Here is an 18623-nt window from a genome sequence, read left to right as displayed (position 1 = left end):
GGCCAATTCTGAACTGTCTCCCAACTGCTTGCCATCTCTCACGACCTCCTTCTGCGCAGAAGATAGAGCGCGCCTGCTGCCAACACCATTCGGGTGGTCGGTTCTGGAACAACACCCACCAGGTCGACGTGCAACGGGTTGAACACAGCGGGGTCGCGCCCGCTGAAGCCCAGCCCTACCCGGTTGCCGGCAAGCATTTGCGAATCCGTGGAACGCAACAGCAGTTCCCCGTTGAGGAATGCCTCGAGCGTCGTCCCGGCTCGTCTCAGTCTAAACTCGTGCATTCCGGGCGGGGGTGCCGGAACTTCGATGTACCCGTCGATTCCGTTATTGAAAACGACGATCAGTATTGGGTCTGCAGCCCGCCGCTCTAGGTAGACCATTCCCGCTGGTGCCCTTGCAAATGCTCCTACGGGATGACCGTTCCAAATCGCAAGACCTATGCCACGACGCGCCCCGCCCGGCTCCAAGCCCATGAGGGAGACCGCGTCGAAATCCCCGAGCGCTGGCAGCTCCGCCAGAATGCCAACGCCGGATATCTCGCCTTGGCCGAAAACCCTCGTCACGTGCAGCATGCTGTCGCTGACGCTGTGCTCCCACTGCTGGCCCCAACTGTAGAACTCCCAGTGTTCGGCGAGCTCGTTTCCTTCGAAATGATCGAAGAACTGCGCCGCCGCCGTGAGCGGCGCCGCGAGCGCGAGTATCAGAACATATTTTCTCATCACTTTCTCCAGCCTCCAATGTTTAACAGCTTACCAAATTCATTATACGACACATTTTTGATCAGATCAGAACCTTGCCGGTGTGAAGGTGGATCATGTGAACGGCGATCAGACCGGAAGGCCAATCGTTCGCAGCGATAGTTTCCCAACTTCCAGCCATCTCTATCTCCTCCGTCGTCTGAGCAGCACGAGAAGAGCGACGCTCAGCGCGGCAAACGTTCCAGGCTCGGGAACAGGAGTCATCCGGTACGCATGGTAACGCCCATTTATTATCCCCTGACCGACAATCTGGCCCGCGTCGTTGATCCCGTTAGCGTAGCGAAGTTCCCACCCAGAGCCGGTCGGAAGCAAGTCGTTCAGATCGGTCATCGCCCCGTTTCTCCACAGGAATGCGCGCCTGCCGCTCCAACCAACAACGTCGCCGGCAGCGTTGATGTCGAATGCCGAGCTTTCGTTGCCCAGCAGTGTGCCCAGATCGGTCATGACTCCGCTCTCCCACAGGAACGCGTGCTCCGATCCTCCGGGTGAGAGCTCCGAACTGCCGACTGCCTGAGCCGAATCGTTGATCGCGTAGGCCGAGCTGTCTTCGCCCCCGAGCGTTCCCAGGTCTGTAATCGCGCCGTTCTCCCAGAGAACAGCCCGGAAATCCGTGCGGTAGCTATAACCGACGACCTGGGCCTGCTCGTTGATGTCCGCAGCACCGCTGAACAGTTCACCCGGCAGCGTGCCGAGGTCGGTCATAAACCCGTTCTCCCAGAGGTAAGCATGGCCACCGCCTGCGTTAGGTTCCGCCGAACCTACAACCTGGCCGGAATTGTTGACGCCGCTAGCTGTACTGTATGAGCCTCCGAGGGTTCCCAGGTCGGTGATCGTTCCTCCGCGCCAAAGAGTCGCACGGCGCTCCTCAGGCTCATATCCACGGATCGACACCCCCACGACCCAGACGGAGTCATTGACTGCGGATGCGTCGCCCCTATCGTAACCTGGAAGAACGCCGAGATCGAACATCCCGCCGTTCCGCCAAAGGAACGCTCTAGAAATGCTCGGGGGAATGTGGGAGTAGCCGACGACGTGACCAGAGGCATTGATGCCCCCCGTGCCGCTCCAGTCACCGCCCAGGGTTCCCAGGTCTATGATCGTGTACTGCGCTGCCGCGCTGAGCGGCACCGCGAGCGCGAGTATCAGGACGTACTTCCTCATCACTTTCATCAGTCTCCAAAGTTATAACGCTTAATCAAACTATATTGTACAGCACATTTCGCCCAGATCAGAACCTTGCCGCTTGGCAAGTGAATACTGTGGACTGCGGCCAGATAGCTCGGCCAATTCTGAACTGTCTCCCAACTGCTTGCCATCTCTCACGACCTCCTTCTGCGCAGAAGATAGAGCCCCTCTGCTGCGAACACTATTAGTGAGGCTGGCTCTGGAACAACCCCAACCATGTCAACGTGCAGGGGGTTGAACGCGACCGGGTCGCTGCTGCTAAAGCGCAGCCCTACCCAGTTGCCGGACAGCATACGCGAATCCGAGGAACGCAGCAGCAGTTCCCCATTGAGGAACGCCTCGAGCGTCGTCCCGGTGCGTCTCAGTCTAAACTCGTGCATTCCGGGTGGGGGAGCCGGAACTTCGACAGATCCGTCGATTCCGTTGTTGAAAGAGACGATCACTACCGGGTCTGTACCCTGCCGCTCGAAGTAGACCATGATCGCTGGTGCCCATCCGAACCCGGTGGGCTCACGGTTCCAAATCGTCAGGCCTATGCCACGCCGCGCCCCGTCCGGCTCCAAGCCCATGAGGGAGACCGCGTCGAAGTCCGCCAGCGCAGGCAGCTCCGCCAGAATGTGCACGCCGTGAATCTCGGCTTGGCCGAAGACCCTCGTCACGTGCAGCATGCTGTCGCTGACGCTGTGCTCCCACTGCTGGCCCCAACTGGTGAACCGCCAGTGGCCTTGCAGCCTGTCGCCTTCGAAGTGGTCGAAGAACTGCGCCGCCGCAGTGAGCGGCATCGCGAGCGCGAGTATCAGGACGTACTTTCTCATAGCTTTCTCCAGTCTCCAAAGTTATAACGCTTAATCAAACTATATTGTACAGCACATATCGCGCAAGGCCCGCGCTCTTTTGGATGCGTCGCCTGCTTTGCTGTCGCCCAGTTGTCGCCTAGTTGTCGCCTAGTTGTCGTCCATCTTCAGCATTCGCTCGCGCAGTCGCCGGCCGACGTCTTCGATCGCGTGGCGGCTCTCCTCTTCACGCATATGGTGCAATCGCTTCTTGCCGGTCTTACTTTCGGCGACCCACTCTTCGGCGAACTTTCCTGAGCGAATCTCGCCCAGCACCTGTCGCATTCGCTCCTTGACCGATTCGTCGATCAGCAGCTTGCCTGCCCGATAGCCGCCCCACTCGGCGGTGTCGCTGATCGCTTCGCGCATGCCAGTCAGCCCTCGTTCGTACAGCAGGTCGGTGATCAGCTTCGCCTCGTGCAGGCATTCGAGATACGCGCTCTCCGGCGAATACCCGGCCTCGACTAGAGTGTCGAACGCAGCCTTGATCAGCTCCGGTATCCCACCGCACAAGACCGCCTGCTCACCGAAGAGGTCGGTGACGCACTCCTCCTCAAACGTCGTGTGGATGACGGTCGAGTGACAGCCGATCCCCCATGTGTAGCTCAGCGCTATCCCAAGCGCCTGACCGGATACGTCTTGATGCACCGCTACGAGCCCGGCCATGGAACGCCCCTCGGAGACCTCCTTTCGCAGCGATGCTCCCGATCCCTTTGGCGCGGCCAGCACGACGTCGATGTCCTGGCGAGGTTTTAAGAAACCGAAATGGATTGAGAACCCGTGGCAGACGAGCAGCGTTTTCCCCGGCGTCATCGCCTTTGAGATCTGCTCTTCGTACACCTCCGCCATGCTCTCGTCGGGAAGTGCGAGCACGACAAAGTCCGCCGGCGACGTCGCCTCGCCTAACGAGGTTGGCTCGAAGCCGTCGGAGACGGCGTTCTTCCACCCCTGCCCTCCGCGACGCTGGCCCACCAAGACTGTGATGCCGCGGTCCCGCAGGTTCAGTGAATGGGCGCGGCCCTGGTTGCCGTAGCCGATGATTGCTACGGTCTTGCCCTTGATCAGGCTGGGGTCGATGTCGGACTCCGGAATGATGGTCGGCATGGGTCGTCAGGCGGGCTCGCCTGGCTCAATCATGACACCCGAACGGTCGTGCTGGTAGATCTCCCAGGCGTGCAGAGGCTCGCTCTCGCCCATATTGAATGTGGAGTGGCCATCATGATGAAAGCGGGGCTCTGAGGTCGATGATCACGGTCGCCAGTCCTGCAAATCCGGCGTTGAACCTGGGGCAGAGGACTTGGTCCGTCACGGCGCACAGCAACCTTCCCAGTTTCCCTTAATTTCCCTGGCGAATTGGTGCATCGTCCGGCCTTTGGGGTTAGAATGAAACAATGATCGCCGAGCGCGAATTTTCTGGATACATAGCGGCGGTCAGCCTCCGAGTTTCACCTCGCGCTCGCGGAATTCGCCTCTCAGTTGAACCTGAGGGGGTCCTGGTGACCGTTCCTCGCAGGTACACGCTCCAGGATGTCAACGAGGCGCTGTACATCCACGAAAACTGGATCGGCCGGCAGCTCGGAGAGCTCCTGACCGATCTGGATCGGATCAGCCCCGACGCGATTCCGTACCAGGGCGACGGGTATCCGATCATGCCGAGCCCGATCAAGCTGGTGCTGTTCCAGGACGGCGAATTCTTGGCGCCAGGCAAGAGCCGAGAGGCGAGAAAGGAGGCGGTGCGAGGGTGGATGACGAAGCAGGCTAGACCGGCCTTTTCCAACGCGGTGGCTGAGCGGGCCTTGGAGATGGGAGTGTCGCCCAGTCGCGTGATCGTCCGGGATCAAAAGCGCCGCTGGGGTTCGTGCTCGTCGAAGAGAACGATCTCGCTGAACTGGCGGCTGATCATGGCTCCGGAGGAGATTCTGGACTACATCATCATCCACGAACTGGCCCACCTCAGGCACATGAACCACTCGCGTCGATTCTGGACGCTGGTTGAGCGCCATTGTCCGGACTACCCGGAATGCGAACAGTGGATCAGCGACGAGGGCCGTCGCCTTATGATGGAGTAGGCGCAGGCGGCACCGGGACGGTGTCGAATGTGAAAGTGCCGTCGCGGAAGTCTATGCTCACGCTCTGCCCATCCTCAATCGACCCGGAGAGCATCATCTTCGCCAGAGGGTTCATCAGTTCTTTTTGAATCGCCCTCTTGAGCGGTCGTACTCCGAATACCGGGTCGAACCCGACGGCCGCGATTTCAGAGACGGCCGCGTCGGATAGCTCAAGCTCGATCCGTCGCTCCCTCAGCCTTTCACGCAGATGGCCGATCTGAATCCCCACGATCTCCTTGATCTGGCTGGCGTTCAGCGACCGGTAAACGACGATGTCGTCCAGTCTGTTGATGAACTCCGGCCGGAAGAACTGATCGACGATCTCCAGCACCTTCTGCTTGGTCTCCTCGAAGCCCTGCTCGGTCAGCGCGCCCTCGCCGTAGTGTTGTGAACCGAGGTTGCTGGTCATGATGACGATCACGTTTCGAAAGTCGACGGTCCTGCCGTGGCCGTCCGTCAGACGGCCGTCGTCGAGCAGTTGCAGCAGGACGTTGAAGACCTCGGGGTGCGCCTTTTCGATTTCGTCGAGAAGCACGACGGAGTACGGACGTCGCCGCACGGCCTCGGTCAGCTGGCCGCCTTCCTCGTAGCCAATGTACCCCGGCGGTGCGCCGATCAGTCTTGCGACGGAGTGCTTCTCGCCGTACTCGCTCATGTCGATCCGAACCATCGCCCGTTCGTCGCTGAACATGAACTGCGCTAGTGCTTTGGCAGTCTCCGTCTTGCCGACGCCGGTTGGGCCGAGGAACAGGAACGAGCCGATCGGCCGGTGCGGGTCTGCGATGCCCGAGCGCGATCTGCGGATCGCATCGGCGAGCAGTCCTAGCGCTTCTTCCTGCCCGACGACTCTCTTTGCGAGCTGTTCTTCGAGAGTGAGCAGCTTCTCCAATTCTGCTTGCATCAGCTTTGACACGGGGACGCCCGTCGCCTTGCTGACAACCTCGGCGATGTCCTCGCTGGTGACCTCTTCTCGCAGCGATCTCGAGCCGGATTTCATTTCGCTGAGCGATTCCATCTCTCTTTCGAGTTCCTTTTCAAGAAGCGGGATTTGACCGTGCTGGATCTCTGCAGCTTTCGTCCAGTCGAGGTCTCGTTCGGCCTGCTGCAGCTCAACGCGCAGGGCGTCGATTTCCTCTTTCAGCTCTCTCGCTCGCTCGATCTTCTCCTTCTCCGCCAGCCACTTGGCGCGCATCGACGTGCCCTGTTCGTTCAAGTTTGCGAGCTTCTTCTCGGTCTCGACGAGCTTCGCAATACTGGCTTTGTCAGTCTCTTTCTTAAGAGCCTCTCGGTCGATCTCGAGCTGCACGATCTGTCGCTCGACGTCGTCTAGCTCTCGGGGCACTGATTCGATTTCGATCTTCAGCTTGCTGGCGGCTTCGTCGATCAGATCGATCGCTTTGTCGGGCAGGAAGCGGTCTGTGACGTACCGGTTGCTGAGGGTTGCGGCGGCGATGATCGCCGAGTCCGTGATCCGAACGCCGTGGTGGATTTCGTACCTCTCCTTCAGCCCGCGCAGTATCGAAATGGTCTCCTCTACGCTCGGCTCTTCTACGAGCACGTTTTGGAACCGACGTTCCAGCGCCTTGTCCTTCTCGATGTATTGGCGGTATTCGTCAAGCGTCGTCGCTCCCACGCAGCGCAGCTCTCCGCGCGCCAACATCGGCTTGAGCATGTTCGCTGCGTCGATCGAGCCTTCCGCTTTGCCAGCGCCGACGAGCGTGTGCATCTCGTCGATAAAAAGAATGATCGCTCCGTCCGTTTTTTTGATCTCGTCAAGAACGGCCTTGAGCCGCTCCTCAAATTCCCCGCGGTACTTCGCGCCAGCCACGAGCGCGCCCATGTCGAGCGCGACGATGGATTTGTTCCGCAGTCCGTCCGGAACATCGCCCGCGATGATGCGCTGAGCAAGCCCCTCGACGACGGCAGTCTTTCCGACGCCAGGCTCTCCGATCAGAACGGGGTTGTTCTTCGTGCGCCGACTCAGCACCTGTATGACGCGCCGAATCTCATCGTCTCTACCGATGACAGGGTCGAGCTTTCCGGCGCGCGCCAATCCCGTCAGGTCGATCCCGTACTTTTCTAAAGCCCGATAGCTGGATTCAGCGTTCGGATCCGTGATCTTCCTGCCCGCACGGATGTCTTCGATCGCCGTCTCCAGGCCCTCCTTGGTGACCCCGTGCTGCTTGAGAACTTTGCCGGCGGTGCCTTTGTCGTCGATCATCGCGAGCAAAATGTGTTCGGTCGAAACGTACTCGTCGCTGAGCCGGTCGGCCTCTTGGAACGCCGTGTTGAAAGCCGCCTGCATGCGGCTGCTGATGGTTCCGCCGTGTTCCGCGCCGCCTGTGATTTTCGGTGCGCGCTCAAGCACTTCTACGAGCTCTTGTCGGACGGCGTCTGACCGGACGTCGAGCTTGGCCAGCAAGGAGGCCGACACGCCGCCTTCCTGCTCCAGCATGGCTAGCAGGTAATGCTCGACCTCGATGGCCTGGTGGGAGAATTCTCCAGCCTTTTGCTGTGCGTCTTGGAACGCCTCTTGCGCCTTGATCGTGAGTTTGTCGAATCGCATTGGTTCTTGAGCCTTATGCTATCAAAGGACGTGCTTCTATTATATATTTACGGGTCGAGAATCGTCGCGTTCCGAGTTGGAGTCGATTCCCAGCAAATAATATTGCTGCTCGTCTCCGGACTTGAAATCAGGGTCCGGCTTCGGGAATTTGGCGCCTTGCGAGCGCAACATCCGATCCAGCTTGGCTTTCATAGCTTTGACGGTCGATGGCCGCGAGGCTGAGAGGTCTCGTTGCTCCGACAGGTCGGTGTCCAGGTCGTACAGCTCGTAGCTGTCCTGCTGATACCGATAGATGAGCTTCATGTTCCCGTCACGGATGATGGAGTACGGCGTGATGTTCGTGTCCCACCAGTAGTGCGGGAAGTGCCACGTCAGCGCCTCGCGGTCAAGGATGCCGTTTCCTGTGATCACATTCGACAGATCGATACCGTCGATTGACAACGAGTCCTGACCAGTTGCACCGGCAATTTGAGCAAACGTCGGAAATAGGTCGGTGCTCATGATGATTTGGTCGGACACCCGGCCGGCTGGAACGTGACCAGGCCAATGAAAGATGTACGGCTCGCGGATCCCGCCTTCGTACGGGTAGCCCTTGCCTTTGCGAAGCGGTGCATTGTCAGTAGCGGGGAAGTGGACCGCGCCGCCGTTGTCCGATGTGAAAACGATCAGCGTATTCTCAAGGAGCCCTTCGCTCGCAAGCGCTTCAACGATGCTTCCGAGTGCCTCGTCGACGCTCTCGACCATCGCCGCATAGACCGGCTCCTTTTGATTGGTCTTTGGCTTTCCCTCGTACTTCGCAATCAGATCATCCTTGGCTTGGATCGGCGAGTGCACGGCGTAGTGCGCGACCATCAAGAAGAACGGTCGGTCGCGATTTCTCTGGATGAACGCTACGGCTTCGTCTGCCTCCCGGTCGGTCAGGTATTCGCCCTTTAGACGTGGCTCGAGGTTAGGAAACGTTGTGCGCTGGTGAACCGGCGGATACGGGTCGAAGTAGTCAGGCGGGTGACCGTAAGAGTTGCCGCCGAGGTTGAAATCGAACCCTTGGTCTTCCGGCCAGTACCCCTTCGGGCCGAGGTGCCATTTGCCGATGAAACCGGTCGCGTACCCCTTCGATCGCAGCACCTCTGCAATGGTCAGTTCGTCCCGCTCCATCCATCGCGGGTTCGTCGGTGTGAGGAGTTGTCGATCTGGACCGCCCTGAAACTCCGGTCTGCCTCTGACTTGCTCTTCGCTCCAATCAACGCCCTCCAGCGGCCTGATCCAATCGGTGATCCCGCTGCGCGTTGGGTATTTGCCCGTTAGTATTGAGTATCGCGTCGGCGAACAGACCGCGCATGCGGCGTACCCTTGCGTGAACTTCATTCCGTTGGCTGCCAACCGGTCGATGTTCGGCGTCTCGTAGTAGGTCGAACCGTACACTCCCACATCGGTCCACCCCATGTCGTCTACGAGGATCAAGACTATGTTCGGGTGGTTTACTTCTTTCGCGATCGCGGCGCGTATGCTCTCTGCCACTTCACCCGCAAGCACCCGCGATGTTTCTTGCTTGAAATGCACGTTGCCAGGACCAGTAAACGCCTCATAGCCGATCTTCATGATCGTTGCGTGAAGGTCGTTGATCGGTACTCCGTGACGGTACATGACTTTCTGTGCTATCCAGTTGTAGCGAGTGTCGTCGCCGACGTAGCGTCCAGCCTCGCCGGGCGGCACCGGAGTAGTGCTTGCCCAGATGAGCCTTGCGCCAGTTTCTTTCAGTCGCACGACCAAAGCTTCGAGGTTCTTCTCGTAATCCTCCGGCGATGTGGATACCGTGCCCTTGAATTTATCCAGGTTGACGCCGGGGCTGCGGTACGCCAGGTCGTGCAGCCCCCAATTGAAGTGGATGACGTCCCACGGTTCGTCCCCCAGCCATTCGTCGAGTTTCTCCAGGCCGAACCCGGTGTGTCGCCCGTTGCCCGGAATTCGAAGCACCTCCGCCTCGTCAGCCAATTGCTCTTGCACGAACTTGGTGTACCCCTGCGAGATCGAATCGCCGATCAGGAGGACCCGCGGCCTGTCATCCAGTCTCACTTCTGGATAGGTCGTGACGAAGGCGGCCATGATGACCGACAGCAAGACGACTCTAAGGCAGAGCGACATGGCGTTGGTATACCCGCTACTTGCCAATGCAGAAATCGTGGAAGATGCGATCGATGACATCGGGAGTGGCGGTCTCGCCTGTGACCTCTCCGAGTAGCCTGATAGCTGCCAGAAGATCGACCGCCGCCAGGTCGTCCGGAACTGGGCAAGAGAGGGTCTCGTGTACGCGGTCCAGCGCTTCGCGCGCGCCTTGTAACAGCGGGGCGTGACGGCTGTTGATAAGAGCAGGGCTGGTCGGCTCTTGGAGGACGAGCTTCCGCACGGCTTCGACGAGACGCTCCAACCCGTGGCCGGTCACCGTCGAAACGGGGAGTCCCTGCTCTGCGTGCGGATTGAGGTCGATCTTGTTCGCGACGATGATGCAGGGGCGCCCGATCGGCCGGCATAGTTCATCGTCCTCATCCTGCCAGCCGACCGCGTTGTCGTAGATGTAGAGGACGACATCGGCGTTCTCGATGGCTGAGCGGGACCGCTCGACGCCCAGAGACTCGATCAGATCGTCCGATTCGCGGAGTCCGGCGGTGTCGATTAGGCGGACGAGGAGCCCTTTCCAGGAGAGCTCGGCCTCGACCGTGTCGCGTGTTGTGCCGGGGACCTCGGTGACGATAGCGCGGTCTGCGCCGATCAAAGCGTTGAGGAGGGAGGACTTACCGGCGTTCGGCAGGCCAACTATGGCGACGCTTGCGCCGTCGCGCACCACGCGGCTCGCATCTTCTGTCGCTAGCAGGGCAGTGATCTTGGCTTGGGCTGCGAGGCATCGGTTCCGAGCTGCGGCTCGGTCCAGATCACCGACCTCCTCGCTGAAGTCGGTGGAGGCCTCCACCGCCGCAAGGACTCCTTCGATCTCGGAGCGGATGCAGCGGACTTCGTCGCGGAGGCTGCCCTCGCGCATGAGGTTGGCCTGCCGGAGCTGCGAATCCGTAGCCGCGGCCACAGTGTCGCGAACGCCTTCTGCTTGGGTCAGGTCCATGCGACCATTCATGAAGGCGCGGAGCGTGAACTCCCCCGGCTCGGCCATCCGCGCGCCTGCGCCTACGCAAGAGTCGAGCAGGTGCTGAACGGAGGCGACAGACCCGTGCACGGACATCTCGACCACCTGCTCCCCTGTATAAGAAGAGTCTTGCTGAAACGGAATCACCAGGCCGTCGTCGCCGGATGAGAACCTGCCGTACGTCGCTCGCCGAGGCTCGATTCTCTGCGGCCAGTTTCCAAAGACGACTTCTGCGATCCTCCAAGAATCCGGCCCCGAAAGCCGCACGAGCGCGACCGCGCCGCCGGTGGCGGTGATCGGTGCCACGATAGTGTCTGAGAGCCGGTCGACGGACATTGGCCACAGGATATCCGCTCAGGGGGTGACACGCGGGGCTGTTCGCATATAGAATGATCGTGATGAAGCTGTTCTTGGATACTGGTGACGTCGAAGAAGTGCGCAGGGTCGCCGAGTGGGGCGTCGTAGACGGCGTCACGACGAATCCAAGCCTGATAGCGAAGAGCGGCAAAGGGTTTCGAGAGACCGTTCTGAAGATCTGCGACTTGCTTCCCGGCGGGGCGATCAGCGCAGAGGTCGTCGCGACCGATTACGACGGGATGCTCAAAGAGGCGCTGGAGATTTCGAGCTGGCACGAGCAGATCGTCGTGAAAGTCCCGATGATCGAGGACGGCGTCCGGTTGGTGACGACTCTGTCAGGGAAAGGCGTTCGGACGAACGTGACGCTCGTGTTCAGCGTCACTCAGGCCCTGCTCGCAGCGAAGGCCGGCGCGACGATCATCAGCAACTTCGTCGGCCGGGTGGACGACCTGAGCGGGGACGGAATGGAGGCGGTCGCGGCAACGGTCGAGATGGTCGAGCAGTACGGCTTTAAGAGTGAGGTCTTGGTCGCGTCAGTCCGCCATCCGCAGCACGTCGCTGACGCTCTGGAAGTGGGCGCGCAGATCGCGACGATGCCTTACAAGGTGATGTCGCAACTGTTCAAACATCCGCTGACGGAGATCGGTCTGCAGCGGTTTCTGGACGACTGGAACAAGGCTGGGCTTTCGATTTCCGACAAGGCGTCCGTGTGAGCGGAATGAGATACCAGGACCAAGTCGTCAAGCAGACTCAGCGTGCACTGGACGACGTGCTGCGCGCCGTGGACGCGCTGCCAGAGGACAAGAGGGACTGGAAGCCCGCAGAAACGGCGCGCTCAGCGCTGAACCAGCTGCAGGAGATCGCGATGTCTCCGCAGTTCTTCGTGCGGCTCATCCGCGACGGCAAAATGCTGGAGTTCGACGATCACGCCAAGGAGGAGTCTGAGAAGCTGCGAAAGAGCTTCAACACGCTCGCAAAGTGTCGAGAGGCGGCAAAGGACGGAACGTCCGAGCTTTGCCAGATCGTGAGCGATTTTCCTGACGATAGGCTCGAGGACGAGGTGACGCTGCCGTTCGCCGGCGGAATGGTGATGACGATGGCGGACGTTTTGGGCCTGCACGCCTGGAACCTGACCTATCACCACGGCCAGGTGAACTACATCCAGACGATGCTTGGCGACCTGGAGATGCACTAGCGTCCGATCGCCCACGAGCATCCACTGGTCCTTGTTTTGCTATTTCGCGTCCCCGGGCTTGACTCCAACCTGGGCGTCCGGTATCATTCCTGTTCGCCGGTGGGCGTTTCTGCCCGTACCGGTGCCCGTTTGTGGCAGAGCATTTTGACAGTCGAATAATTGTGAGTAGTCTGTGCGTTAAAGGCACCGAGTCTAGACTTCAGAAAAGCTACTGAGGGTGTACGACGAATGCCTAGGGACAAGCTGCCGATGAAGGACGCGTAAGCGGCGATACGCCACGGGAAGCTGCACAAGAGCGATGATCCGTGGATTTCCGAATGGGGAAACCCACCAGGGGTAATGCCCTGGTACCCACAGCTGAATATATAGGCTGTGTGGAGGGAACCGGGTGAACTGAAACATCTAACTAACCCGAGGAAAAGAAATCGAAGAGACTCCGTAAGTAGCGGCGAGCGAAAGCGGACCAGCCCAAACCAGCGGGTACGCCCGCTGGGGTTGTAGGGCATCCACCGACCTCCCAAGCTGAGGATCCGACAGGGTCTTGAACTTGGTGAGCGTCGGAAAAGAGTATCGAACGGTATAGAGGAAGGGCGTTGGAAAGCGCTGCCAAAGAGGGTGATAGCCCCGTACTCGAAATACCAATCGAATTCAGGATGTTCCTGAGTAGCGCGGAACACGAGGAACTCCGCGTGAACCTGCCCGGACCACCGGGTAAGGCTAAGTACGGCTTGTCACCGATAGTGTAACTAGTACCGTGAGGGAAAGGTGAAAAGAACCCCTGTTCGGGGAGTGAAATAGAACCTGAAATCGTATTACCCACAAACAGTCAGAGCGCTATGTCGAGAGCAATCTCGTCACGCGTGATGGCGTGCCTTTTGCAGAATGAGCCTGCGAGTTGTTGGCTCTGGCGAGGTTAAGCCGTTAAGCGGTGGAGCCGTAGGGAAACCGAGTCTGAATAGGGCGTCGAGTCAGTGTCAGCGGACCCGAAACCACGTGATCTAGCCATGGCCAGGTTGAAGTGAGGGTAACACCTCATGGAGGACCGCACCAGTAGACGTTGAAAAGTCTTTGGATGAGTTGTGGTTAGTACGGTGAAATGCCAATCGAACGTGGAGATAGCTGGTTCTCTCCGAAATGCATTTAGGTGCAGCGTCATGTGATGTCACACGGGGGTAGAGCACTGGATGGGCTAGGGGGCTTACCCGCTTACCGAACTCAACCAAACTCCGAATACCGTGCGATTAACATGGCAGTGAGACTACGAGGGATAAGCTCCGTGGTCAAAAGGGAAACAGCCCAGATCGACAGCTAAGGGCCCTAAACGACGACTAAGTGTGAAACGATGTGAGATCGCAGAAACAGCCAGGAGGTTGGCTTGGAAGCAGCCATCCTTTAAAAAGTGCGTAACAGCTTACTGGCCGAACGTGATTTTGCGCGGAAAATGTATGGGGGCTAAAGTCGTCTCCCGAAGCTTCGAGATCCCGCATGAGCGGTGATCGGTAGGAGAGCGTTGTGCAGGCAGTGAAGCCAGAGCGTAAGCACTGGTGGAGCGTGCACAAGTGAGAATGCAGGCATGAGTAGCGATAACTGAGGTAAGAATCCTCAGCGCCGAAAACCTAAGGTTTCTCCGGCCATGTTCGTCAGACGGAGGTTAGACGAGACCCTAAGGCGAGGCCAGAAGGCGTAGCCGATGGAATTCCGGTTGATATTCCGGATCCGGCGCGGTGTGCACTGGAAGGACGCTTCTAAATATCCCATCCCGGACCGTTGGTTGTTCCGGGCTACCGGGAGGCTTGGCCACTTGGAAGAGTGGCAGAATGGCTGAACGGGGGGAACGGATCTCTTCGGAGAGAAGGAACTGGGATTGATGGGGGCCGAGAAAAGCTCCAAAGGCATTACACCGTGGCCGCTCGTACCGCAAACCGACACAGGTAGGTGAGTCGAGGAGACTAAGGCGTTCGAGAGAACTCTCGTTAAGGAACTAGGCAAATGAGTCCCGTAACTTAGGAATAAGGGACGCCCACTTAGGTGGGTCGCAGCTAAGCAGCCCAGGCGACTGTTTACCAAAAACACAGGTCTCTGCTAAGGTGAAAACCGATGTATAGGGGCCGACGCCTGCCCAATGCCAGTAGATTAAACGGATGCGTTAGGGGCAACCCGAAGCGTTGAAGCGAAGTCCTGGTGAATGGCGGCCGTAACTCTAACGGTCCTAAGGTAGCGAAATTCCTTGTCGGCTAAATACCGACCCGCATGAAAGGCGTAACGACTTGGGCACTGTCTCAACGAGAAGCTCGGTGAAATTGTAGTCCCCGTAAAGATGCGGGGTACGCGCAGTAGGACGGAAAGACCCCGTGGAGCTTTACTACAACTTCGGATTGTTGTTCGGTTGTAGATGTAGAGCGTAGGTGGGAGCTTCGGCGCCAATGGAACACCACCCTTCTACATCTGAATAACTAACTGGGACCCTTATCGGGTTCGAGGACATTCCGTGGTGGGTAGTTTGACTGGGGCGGTCGCCTCCCAAAAAGTAACGGAGGCGTACAAAGGTGCACTCAGGCTGGTCGGAAATCAGCCGTTGAGCGTATAGGTATAGAGTGTGCTTGACTGTGAGACTGACAAGTCGAGCAGGGACGAAAGTCGGTCTAAGTGACCCCCTGGTGGTGCGTGGGCACGCCAGGGTTCATCGGATAAAAGCTACCCCGGGGATAACAGGCTGATCTTGCCCGAGCGCTCATAGCGACGGCATGGTTTGGCACCTCGATGTCGGCTCGTCTCATCCTGGGGCTGCACAAGGTCCCAAGGGTTCCGGAGTTCACGGATTAAAGAGGCACGCGAGCTGGGTTCAGAACGGCGTGAGCCAGTTCGGTCCCTATCCACTGCGCGCGTAGGAAACTTGAGGAGAGTCGCTCCTAGTACGAGAGGACCGGAGTGAACTGACCTCTGGTGTACCTGTTGTCCTGCCAAGGGCATACGCAGGGTAGCCATCGTCGGGAAGGGATAAGCGCTGAAAGCATCTAAGCACCAAGCCCACTCCAAGAACAGGTTTCCCATATTTAGTAAGGCCCCTCGAAGACTACGAGGTGATAGGCCGCAGGTGTAAGCGTGGTAACACGTTCAGCTAAGCGGTACTAATTGGCCGAGGGCTTTTTGAAGTCAATAATGGCCCGGTGCCTTTAACGCGCACTCTGCTCACAACTGTTCGACGGTCAAACTGATTTGTCCAAGCAGGCAAAACAGAATAGCGATTTCTTTTCGCGTGTCCACAGCGAGAGGGCCACACCCGTTCCCATTCCGAACACGGCAGTTAAGCCTCCCAGCGGCGGATGTACTTGGTGGGCGACTGCCTGGGAGATATGCACGATGCGCGGGAAGATAAACTTGAGTGGCTCCACGATTTGCGTGGGGCCTCTTTTTTTATGGCTGCTACCGCAGTTCAGCCTGCCGGAGCAGAGGGGGCACGACTATCAGGCAGGCGGGGCCGTCTTGATCGGCGGGGCGAACCGCTTGTCGCTGATGGTCAGCCCAGTCTTGAGCTTCGTAAGGACGTACTCGCCGTTCGTGAACTCCTTGTCGAGCGTCATCCGAATCGTTTTCCAAATGAAGTGAGTCTTCGGATCGATGAAGTACTCGACGTAAATATCGACCCTTGGCGCGGATTCCTCGAGCACGATCCACTCCTTGCCCTTCCACTTTTCCTTACGGATTGACAGAGTGCTGTCGTGCATGTTTGCCCCTTTATCCGTTGATAGCTGCCGCTTCCAATCGTAGAAGCAGAGGACCTCCAGATTAGCGGCGCCCAACGCTTGGTTCAACCTGTCGATCGAAAAATCTGTCTTGCCGACCTCCTCGACGCCGGTTGCAGAAGCGTAGATCTGCTTTCCGTCAGATATGACGTTGATCTTCCGCTCGTCCGACGCGATGTTCATCACGATGTCCACCGCCAGCTTGTTCGGAGACTTGAACAACCCTTTCATCTTGATCACGACGTCGCCTTCCACCGCCAACAACGTTGTCTCAAGCTCAAAGCTGGCTGTCTTCGTCTCCTGGTACGCCTTCCGCATCTTGGCTAGGAGGTCCTCGACGTCCTTGTCGGCTCCCAGAGCGCCCGCTGAAAGGGCTGCGCACAGCAATAGACTAGCGATCTTCTTCATGAAATTCGACTTCCTGTTTCTGATTGTACCGGGAACTGATCAACCGTTTTACCAACATCGCGGACTGAAAGGTTCCGCGGCAGTCCCCTACGTTCGACTATTTCGAAGCTCGTACAACCCTACAAGACGTCCAAGCGAGGCCCGGCAGTTCCGACGGCGTGCCGTTTGGCGACTTCAATATGGCAATGGCTCAGCCGGCGGAGGCACAGAATATGTACAAAAACGTCATAATTGGTTCGTTATGGCGATTTCGGTTGGAAGCAAGGCTCCGGACTTTTCTTTGATGTCTGCGAACATGGAAGGCGCGGAGACGAACGATTTTGGGCTGGCTACGGTGAGCCTCGGCGACTACGCAGGCAAGAGCAACGTCGTGCTTCTGTTCTTTCCGGGCGTGTTTACGCCGCCGTGCACGACCGAAATGTGCACGATGACCGACGCCCTGGGGGGTTACCAAGATATGGGCGCGCAGGTGCTTGCGATCAGCGTTGACTCAGCCTTGGCGCAAAAGACGTGGGCGGCTGCGGAGAAGATCGGTGTTCCGCTGCTGAGCGACTACGAGAAGACGACCGTCCGGGCGTACGACGTGGTGCTGCCCGACTTCCTCGGGATGGGAGAAGGCTCGAAGCGCGCAGCGTTCGTGATCGACAAGCAGGGCGTCGTGCGGTACGCAGAGGTGACCCCGACTCCGCCAGAGCAGCCCGACTTCGACGCGATCAAGTCTTGTTTAGCAAACTTGGACTAATCGGTTTTCTCATGCGTTGCCATGAGTTCGAGCCGCACGTCGAGGCCAGCCGGTGGGTTGTCCACTGCAAAATCGCCAACTGCGTTGATAACAGCCTGTCGGCGGCTACGCGAAAACCGGCTACGCGAAGAGACGAAACGCGATGGAATTTCGCCATCACCATGAACGTGTCTGTCGTGAGGCAAGTCCTTGAATGGATCATCGTCCTGGAAGAAAGACGGAATCTCGTCCTTGCTTGCGGAATGGCTGATGATCAGCGCGAGCCTCTTCTCTCCTGTCGCCTCATCGATGATTTCTTCGGTGTAAACCCTCGCGTAAACGTACGTGCCCGCACGAATCCTAACGATTCCGTACAATCCAAATCCCATCGTGCCGAGGTCGTAGCTAATAACGATCGTGCCGTCACCATTGATTATCGGCGTGATGCGAATCGTCGTATCTGATGCAAGTCCAACGTACTCCCATGTGCTGTTGGTTGCTGTCAGCATCTTCGCCGCAATCGTGCGGTTTAGTGGCCGGGCGTACACGTGAATGTCGAGTTCTACGTTTTGGGGCTCTTTGTCGAGTAGGGCGATGATCCGCGCCAGATCTCGCGTTCCTTCAAGCGTTCCTTGAGCGGTAATACTGTTCTTTCCGGTTGTGATTTCAATGGTGACTCCATCGGGAAGGAATCCGAGCCTGTTCTGCGAATAAAGCGGGCTAGTAAATCGACCCTGCAGCGTGAAATAGTCATACACGTAGCTTGCCGAGACGTTTGTGACCGGTATTTCAACTTCGTCCTGGTTGGTCAAGGTGATGGCGGCGAAAAGGGTGAGTGCTGATACTAACATGGATATCTCCTCGGGATTCCCAGCAACAGTATAAGCCGGATTTCGATGCGGGGCAAGGTTCGGGTAGAACTGAGCCACCACCATGAAGATCGGAATTTTCACGGCGCTGTTCGGCGACAAGACGCTCGACGAGACGCTCGACATCGTCGTCGCGGAGGGTATCGAGGCGGTCGAGCTCGGCGCGGGCGCCTACCCGGGTTCGGCCCACCTCGAGGTCGAGAAGCTCCTGGAGAGCAAGGCCGAGCGCGACAGGCTGATGAAGAACATCGAGTCGCGCGGGCTGATCCTCAGCGCGATCTCGTGCCACGGCAACCCGCTCCACCCGGTCAAGGAGATCGCCGAGGAGCACCACCAGGCGTTCGTCCAGGCCGTCAAGCTCGCCAGCGCCCTGGGGATCGAGTGCGTCAACGGCTTCAGCGGCTGCCCCGGCGACCACGCGCGCGCCAAGAACCCGAACTGGGTCACCTGCGCGTGGCCCGACGAGTTCCGCGACGTGCTGGAGTGGCAGTGGAAGCGCAAGGTCTTCCCGTATTGGAAGAAGCAGGCAGCGTTCCTGGCCGAGCACAACGTCAAGTTTGGGATCGAGATGCACCCCGGCTTCGTGGTCTACTCGAACGACACGCTTCTCAAGCTGAGAAACGGGGTCGGCAAGCACGGCGACCGGATCTGCGCGAACTTCGACCCCTCGCACCTCTGGTGGCAGGGCGCCGACCCGATCCAGGCCGTGCGGCAGCTCGGAGAAGAGGGCGCGATCTCGCACGT

14 protein-coding genes and 2 rRNA genes are annotated in these 18623 nt (G+C 58.7%); 7 read left to right on the top strand and 9 right to left on the bottom strand.

Annotated elements, in window-relative coordinates; translation table 11 throughout:
- Positions 1 to 38: 38 nt before the first annotated feature.
- The 4 genes from IH944_12480 to ilvC form a co-directional block, all read right to left on the bottom strand.
- On the bottom strand, positions 39 to 722 hold the full coding sequence (locus IH944_12480; GenBank protein MCH7905362.1) for a hypothetical protein: 684 nt from the start codon (positions 720 to 722) through the stop codon (positions 39 to 41).
- A 162-nt stretch (positions 723 to 884) separates the two neighbouring features.
- Entirely contained in the window at positions 885 to 1931 is a 1047-nt protein-coding gene (locus tag IH944_12475) for a DUF3466 family protein (protein ID MCH7905361.1), read from the bottom strand.
- 149 nt (positions 1932 to 2080) lie between these two features.
- Complete coding sequence (locus IH944_12470) at positions 2081 to 2761, bottom strand: hypothetical protein (protein ID MCH7905360.1); 681 nt, start codon at positions 2759 to 2761, stop codon at positions 2081 to 2083.
- A 129-nt stretch (positions 2762 to 2890) separates the two neighbouring features.
- Positions 2891 to 3883 (bottom strand): ketol-acid reductoisomerase, encoded by a 993-nt coding sequence (ilvC, locus tag IH944_12465; GenBank protein MCH7905359.1) that lies wholly within the window; start codon positions 3881 to 3883, stop codon positions 2891 to 2893.
- A gap of 287 nt (positions 3884 to 4170) precedes the next feature.
- On the opposite strand from ilvC, the gene IH944_12460 reads away from it, so the two are divergent.
- Positions 4171 to 4848 carry a M48 family metallopeptidase gene (locus IH944_12460; GenBank protein ID MCH7905358.1) on the top strand — a complete coding sequence of 226 codons (678 nt, stop codon included), beginning with the start codon at positions 4171 to 4173 and terminating at the stop codon, positions 4846 to 4848.
- On the opposite strand, the gene clpB is transcribed toward IH944_12460, so the two are convergent.
- The 3 genes from clpB to mnmE are packed head-to-tail and all read right to left on the bottom strand — an operon-like array spanning position 4835 to position 10922.
- Positions 4835 to 7453 carry an ATP-dependent chaperone ClpB gene (gene clpB, locus IH944_12455; protein MCH7905357.1) on the bottom strand — a complete coding sequence of 873 codons (2619 nt, stop codon included), beginning with the start codon at positions 7451 to 7453 and terminating at the stop codon, positions 4835 to 4837. The two genes, IH944_12460 and clpB, sit on opposite strands and share 14 nt — an antisense overlap.
- A gap of 39 nt (positions 7454 to 7492) precedes the next feature.
- On the bottom strand, positions 7493 to 9595 hold the full coding sequence (locus IH944_12450) for a sulfatase-like hydrolase/transferase (GenBank protein MCH7905356.1): 2103 nt from the start codon (positions 9593 to 9595) through the stop codon (positions 7493 to 7495).
- Positions 9596 to 9611: 16 nt separating this feature from the next.
- Positions 9612 to 10922 (bottom strand): tRNA uridine-5-carboxymethylaminomethyl(34) synthesis GTPase MnmE, encoded by a 1311-nt coding sequence (mnmE, locus tag IH944_12445; GenBank protein ID MCH7905355.1) that lies wholly within the window; start codon positions 10920 to 10922, stop codon positions 9612 to 9614.
- 62 nt (positions 10923 to 10984) lie between these two features.
- Between mnmE and fsa the strand changes: the two genes are divergently transcribed.
- The 4 genes from fsa (at position 10985) to rrf (ending at position 15507) form a co-directional block, all read left to right on the top strand.
- Entirely contained in the window at positions 10985 to 11656 is a 672-nt protein-coding gene (fsa, locus tag IH944_12440) for a fructose-6-phosphate aldolase (protein ID MCH7905354.1), read from the top strand.
- Positions 11653 to 12138, top strand: a complete 486-nt coding sequence (locus IH944_12435) for a DinB family protein (GenBank protein MCH7905353.1) — start codon at positions 11653 to 11655, stop codon at positions 12136 to 12138. Before fsa ends, IH944_12435 begins: the two co-directional genes overlap by 4 nt.
- A gap of 201 nt (positions 12139 to 12339) precedes the next feature.
- Positions 12340 to 15290 (top strand): 23S ribosomal RNA (locus tag IH944_12430).
- 100 nt (positions 15291 to 15390) lie between these two features.
- Positions 15391 to 15507: ribosomal RNA gene (gene rrf / locus IH944_12425) — 5S ribosomal RNA — on the top strand.
- 95 nt (positions 15508 to 15602) lie between these two features.
- Here the strand turns inward: rrf and IH944_12420 are convergent.
- Complete coding sequence (locus IH944_12420) at positions 15603 to 16289, bottom strand: hypothetical protein (protein MCH7905352.1); 687 nt, start codon at positions 16287 to 16289, stop codon at positions 15603 to 15605.
- 241 nt (positions 16290 to 16530) lie between these two features.
- Between IH944_12420 and IH944_12415 the strand changes: the two genes are divergently transcribed.
- Complete coding sequence (locus IH944_12415) at positions 16531 to 17031, top strand: redoxin domain-containing protein (GenBank protein MCH7905351.1); 501 nt, start codon at positions 16531 to 16533, stop codon at positions 17029 to 17031.
- Here IH944_12415 and IH944_12410 read toward each other — a convergent pair.
- Complete coding sequence (locus tag IH944_12410) at positions 17028 to 17861, bottom strand: hypothetical protein (GenBank protein ID MCH7905350.1); 834 nt, start codon at positions 17859 to 17861, stop codon at positions 17028 to 17030. The two genes, IH944_12415 and IH944_12410, sit on opposite strands and share 4 nt — an antisense overlap.
- Positions 17862 to 17943: 82 nt before the next feature.
- Here IH944_12410 and IH944_12405 point away from each other — a divergent pair.
- Positions 17944 to 18623: sugar phosphate isomerase/epimerase (locus IH944_12405; GenBank protein MCH7905349.1), on the top strand; the 680-nt coding region annotated here is incomplete at its 3' end.

The sequence above is a fragment of the Armatimonadota bacterium genome (genome assembly GCA_022563855.1).
Taxonomy (GTDB): domain Bacteria; phylum Armatimonadota; class Fimbriimonadia; order Fimbriimonadales; family Fimbriimonadaceae; genus JADFMN01.
The sequence above is the reverse complement of the archived record's forward strand: the minus strand, read 5'-3'. Positions and strand labels throughout refer to the sequence as shown.

Excerpts from the sequence above, each read along its gene's own strand:
- IH944_12420 (MCH7905352.1), bottom strand. The coding sequence starts at position 16,289 with ATGAAGAAGATCGCTAGTCTATTGCTGTGCGCAGCCCTTTCAGCGGGC.
- IH944_12460 (MCH7905358.1), top strand. The coding sequence starts at position 4,171 with ATGATCGCCGAGCGCGAATTTTCTGGATACATAGCGGCGGTCAGCCTC.
- IH944_12475 (MCH7905361.1), bottom strand. The coding sequence starts at position 1,931 with ATGAAAGTGATGAGGAAGTACGTCCTGATACTCGCGCTCGCGGTGCCG.
- IH944_12480 (MCH7905362.1), bottom strand. The coding sequence starts at position 722 with ATGAGAAAATATGTTCTGATACTCGCGCTCGCGGCGCCGCTCACGGCG.
- IH944_12450 (MCH7905356.1), bottom strand. The coding sequence starts at position 9,595 with ATGTCGCTCTGCCTTAGAGTCGTCTTGCTGTCGGTCATCATGGCCGCC.
- ilvC (MCH7905359.1), bottom strand. The coding sequence starts at position 3,883 with ATGCCGACCATCATTCCGGAGTCCGACATCGACCCCAGCCTGATCAAG.
- clpB (MCH7905357.1), bottom strand. The coding sequence starts at position 7,453 with ATGCGATTCGACAAACTCACGATCAAGGCGCAAGAGGCGTTCCAAGAC.
- IH944_12415 (MCH7905351.1), top strand. The coding sequence starts at position 16,531 with ATGGCGATTTCGGTTGGAAGCAAGGCTCCGGACTTTTCTTTGATGTCT.
- IH944_12410 (MCH7905350.1), bottom strand. The coding sequence starts at position 17,861 with ATGTTAGTATCAGCACTCACCCTTTTCGCCGCCATCACCTTGACCAAC.
- fsa (MCH7905354.1), top strand. The coding sequence starts at position 10,985 with ATGAAGCTGTTCTTGGATACTGGTGACGTCGAAGAAGTGCGCAGGGTC.
- IH944_12470 (MCH7905360.1), bottom strand. The coding sequence starts at position 2,761 with ATGAGAAAGTACGTCCTGATACTCGCGCTCGCGATGCCGCTCACTGCG.
- mnmE (MCH7905355.1), bottom strand. The coding sequence starts at position 10,922 with ATGTCCGTCGACCGGCTCTCAGACACTATCGTGGCACCGATCACCGCC.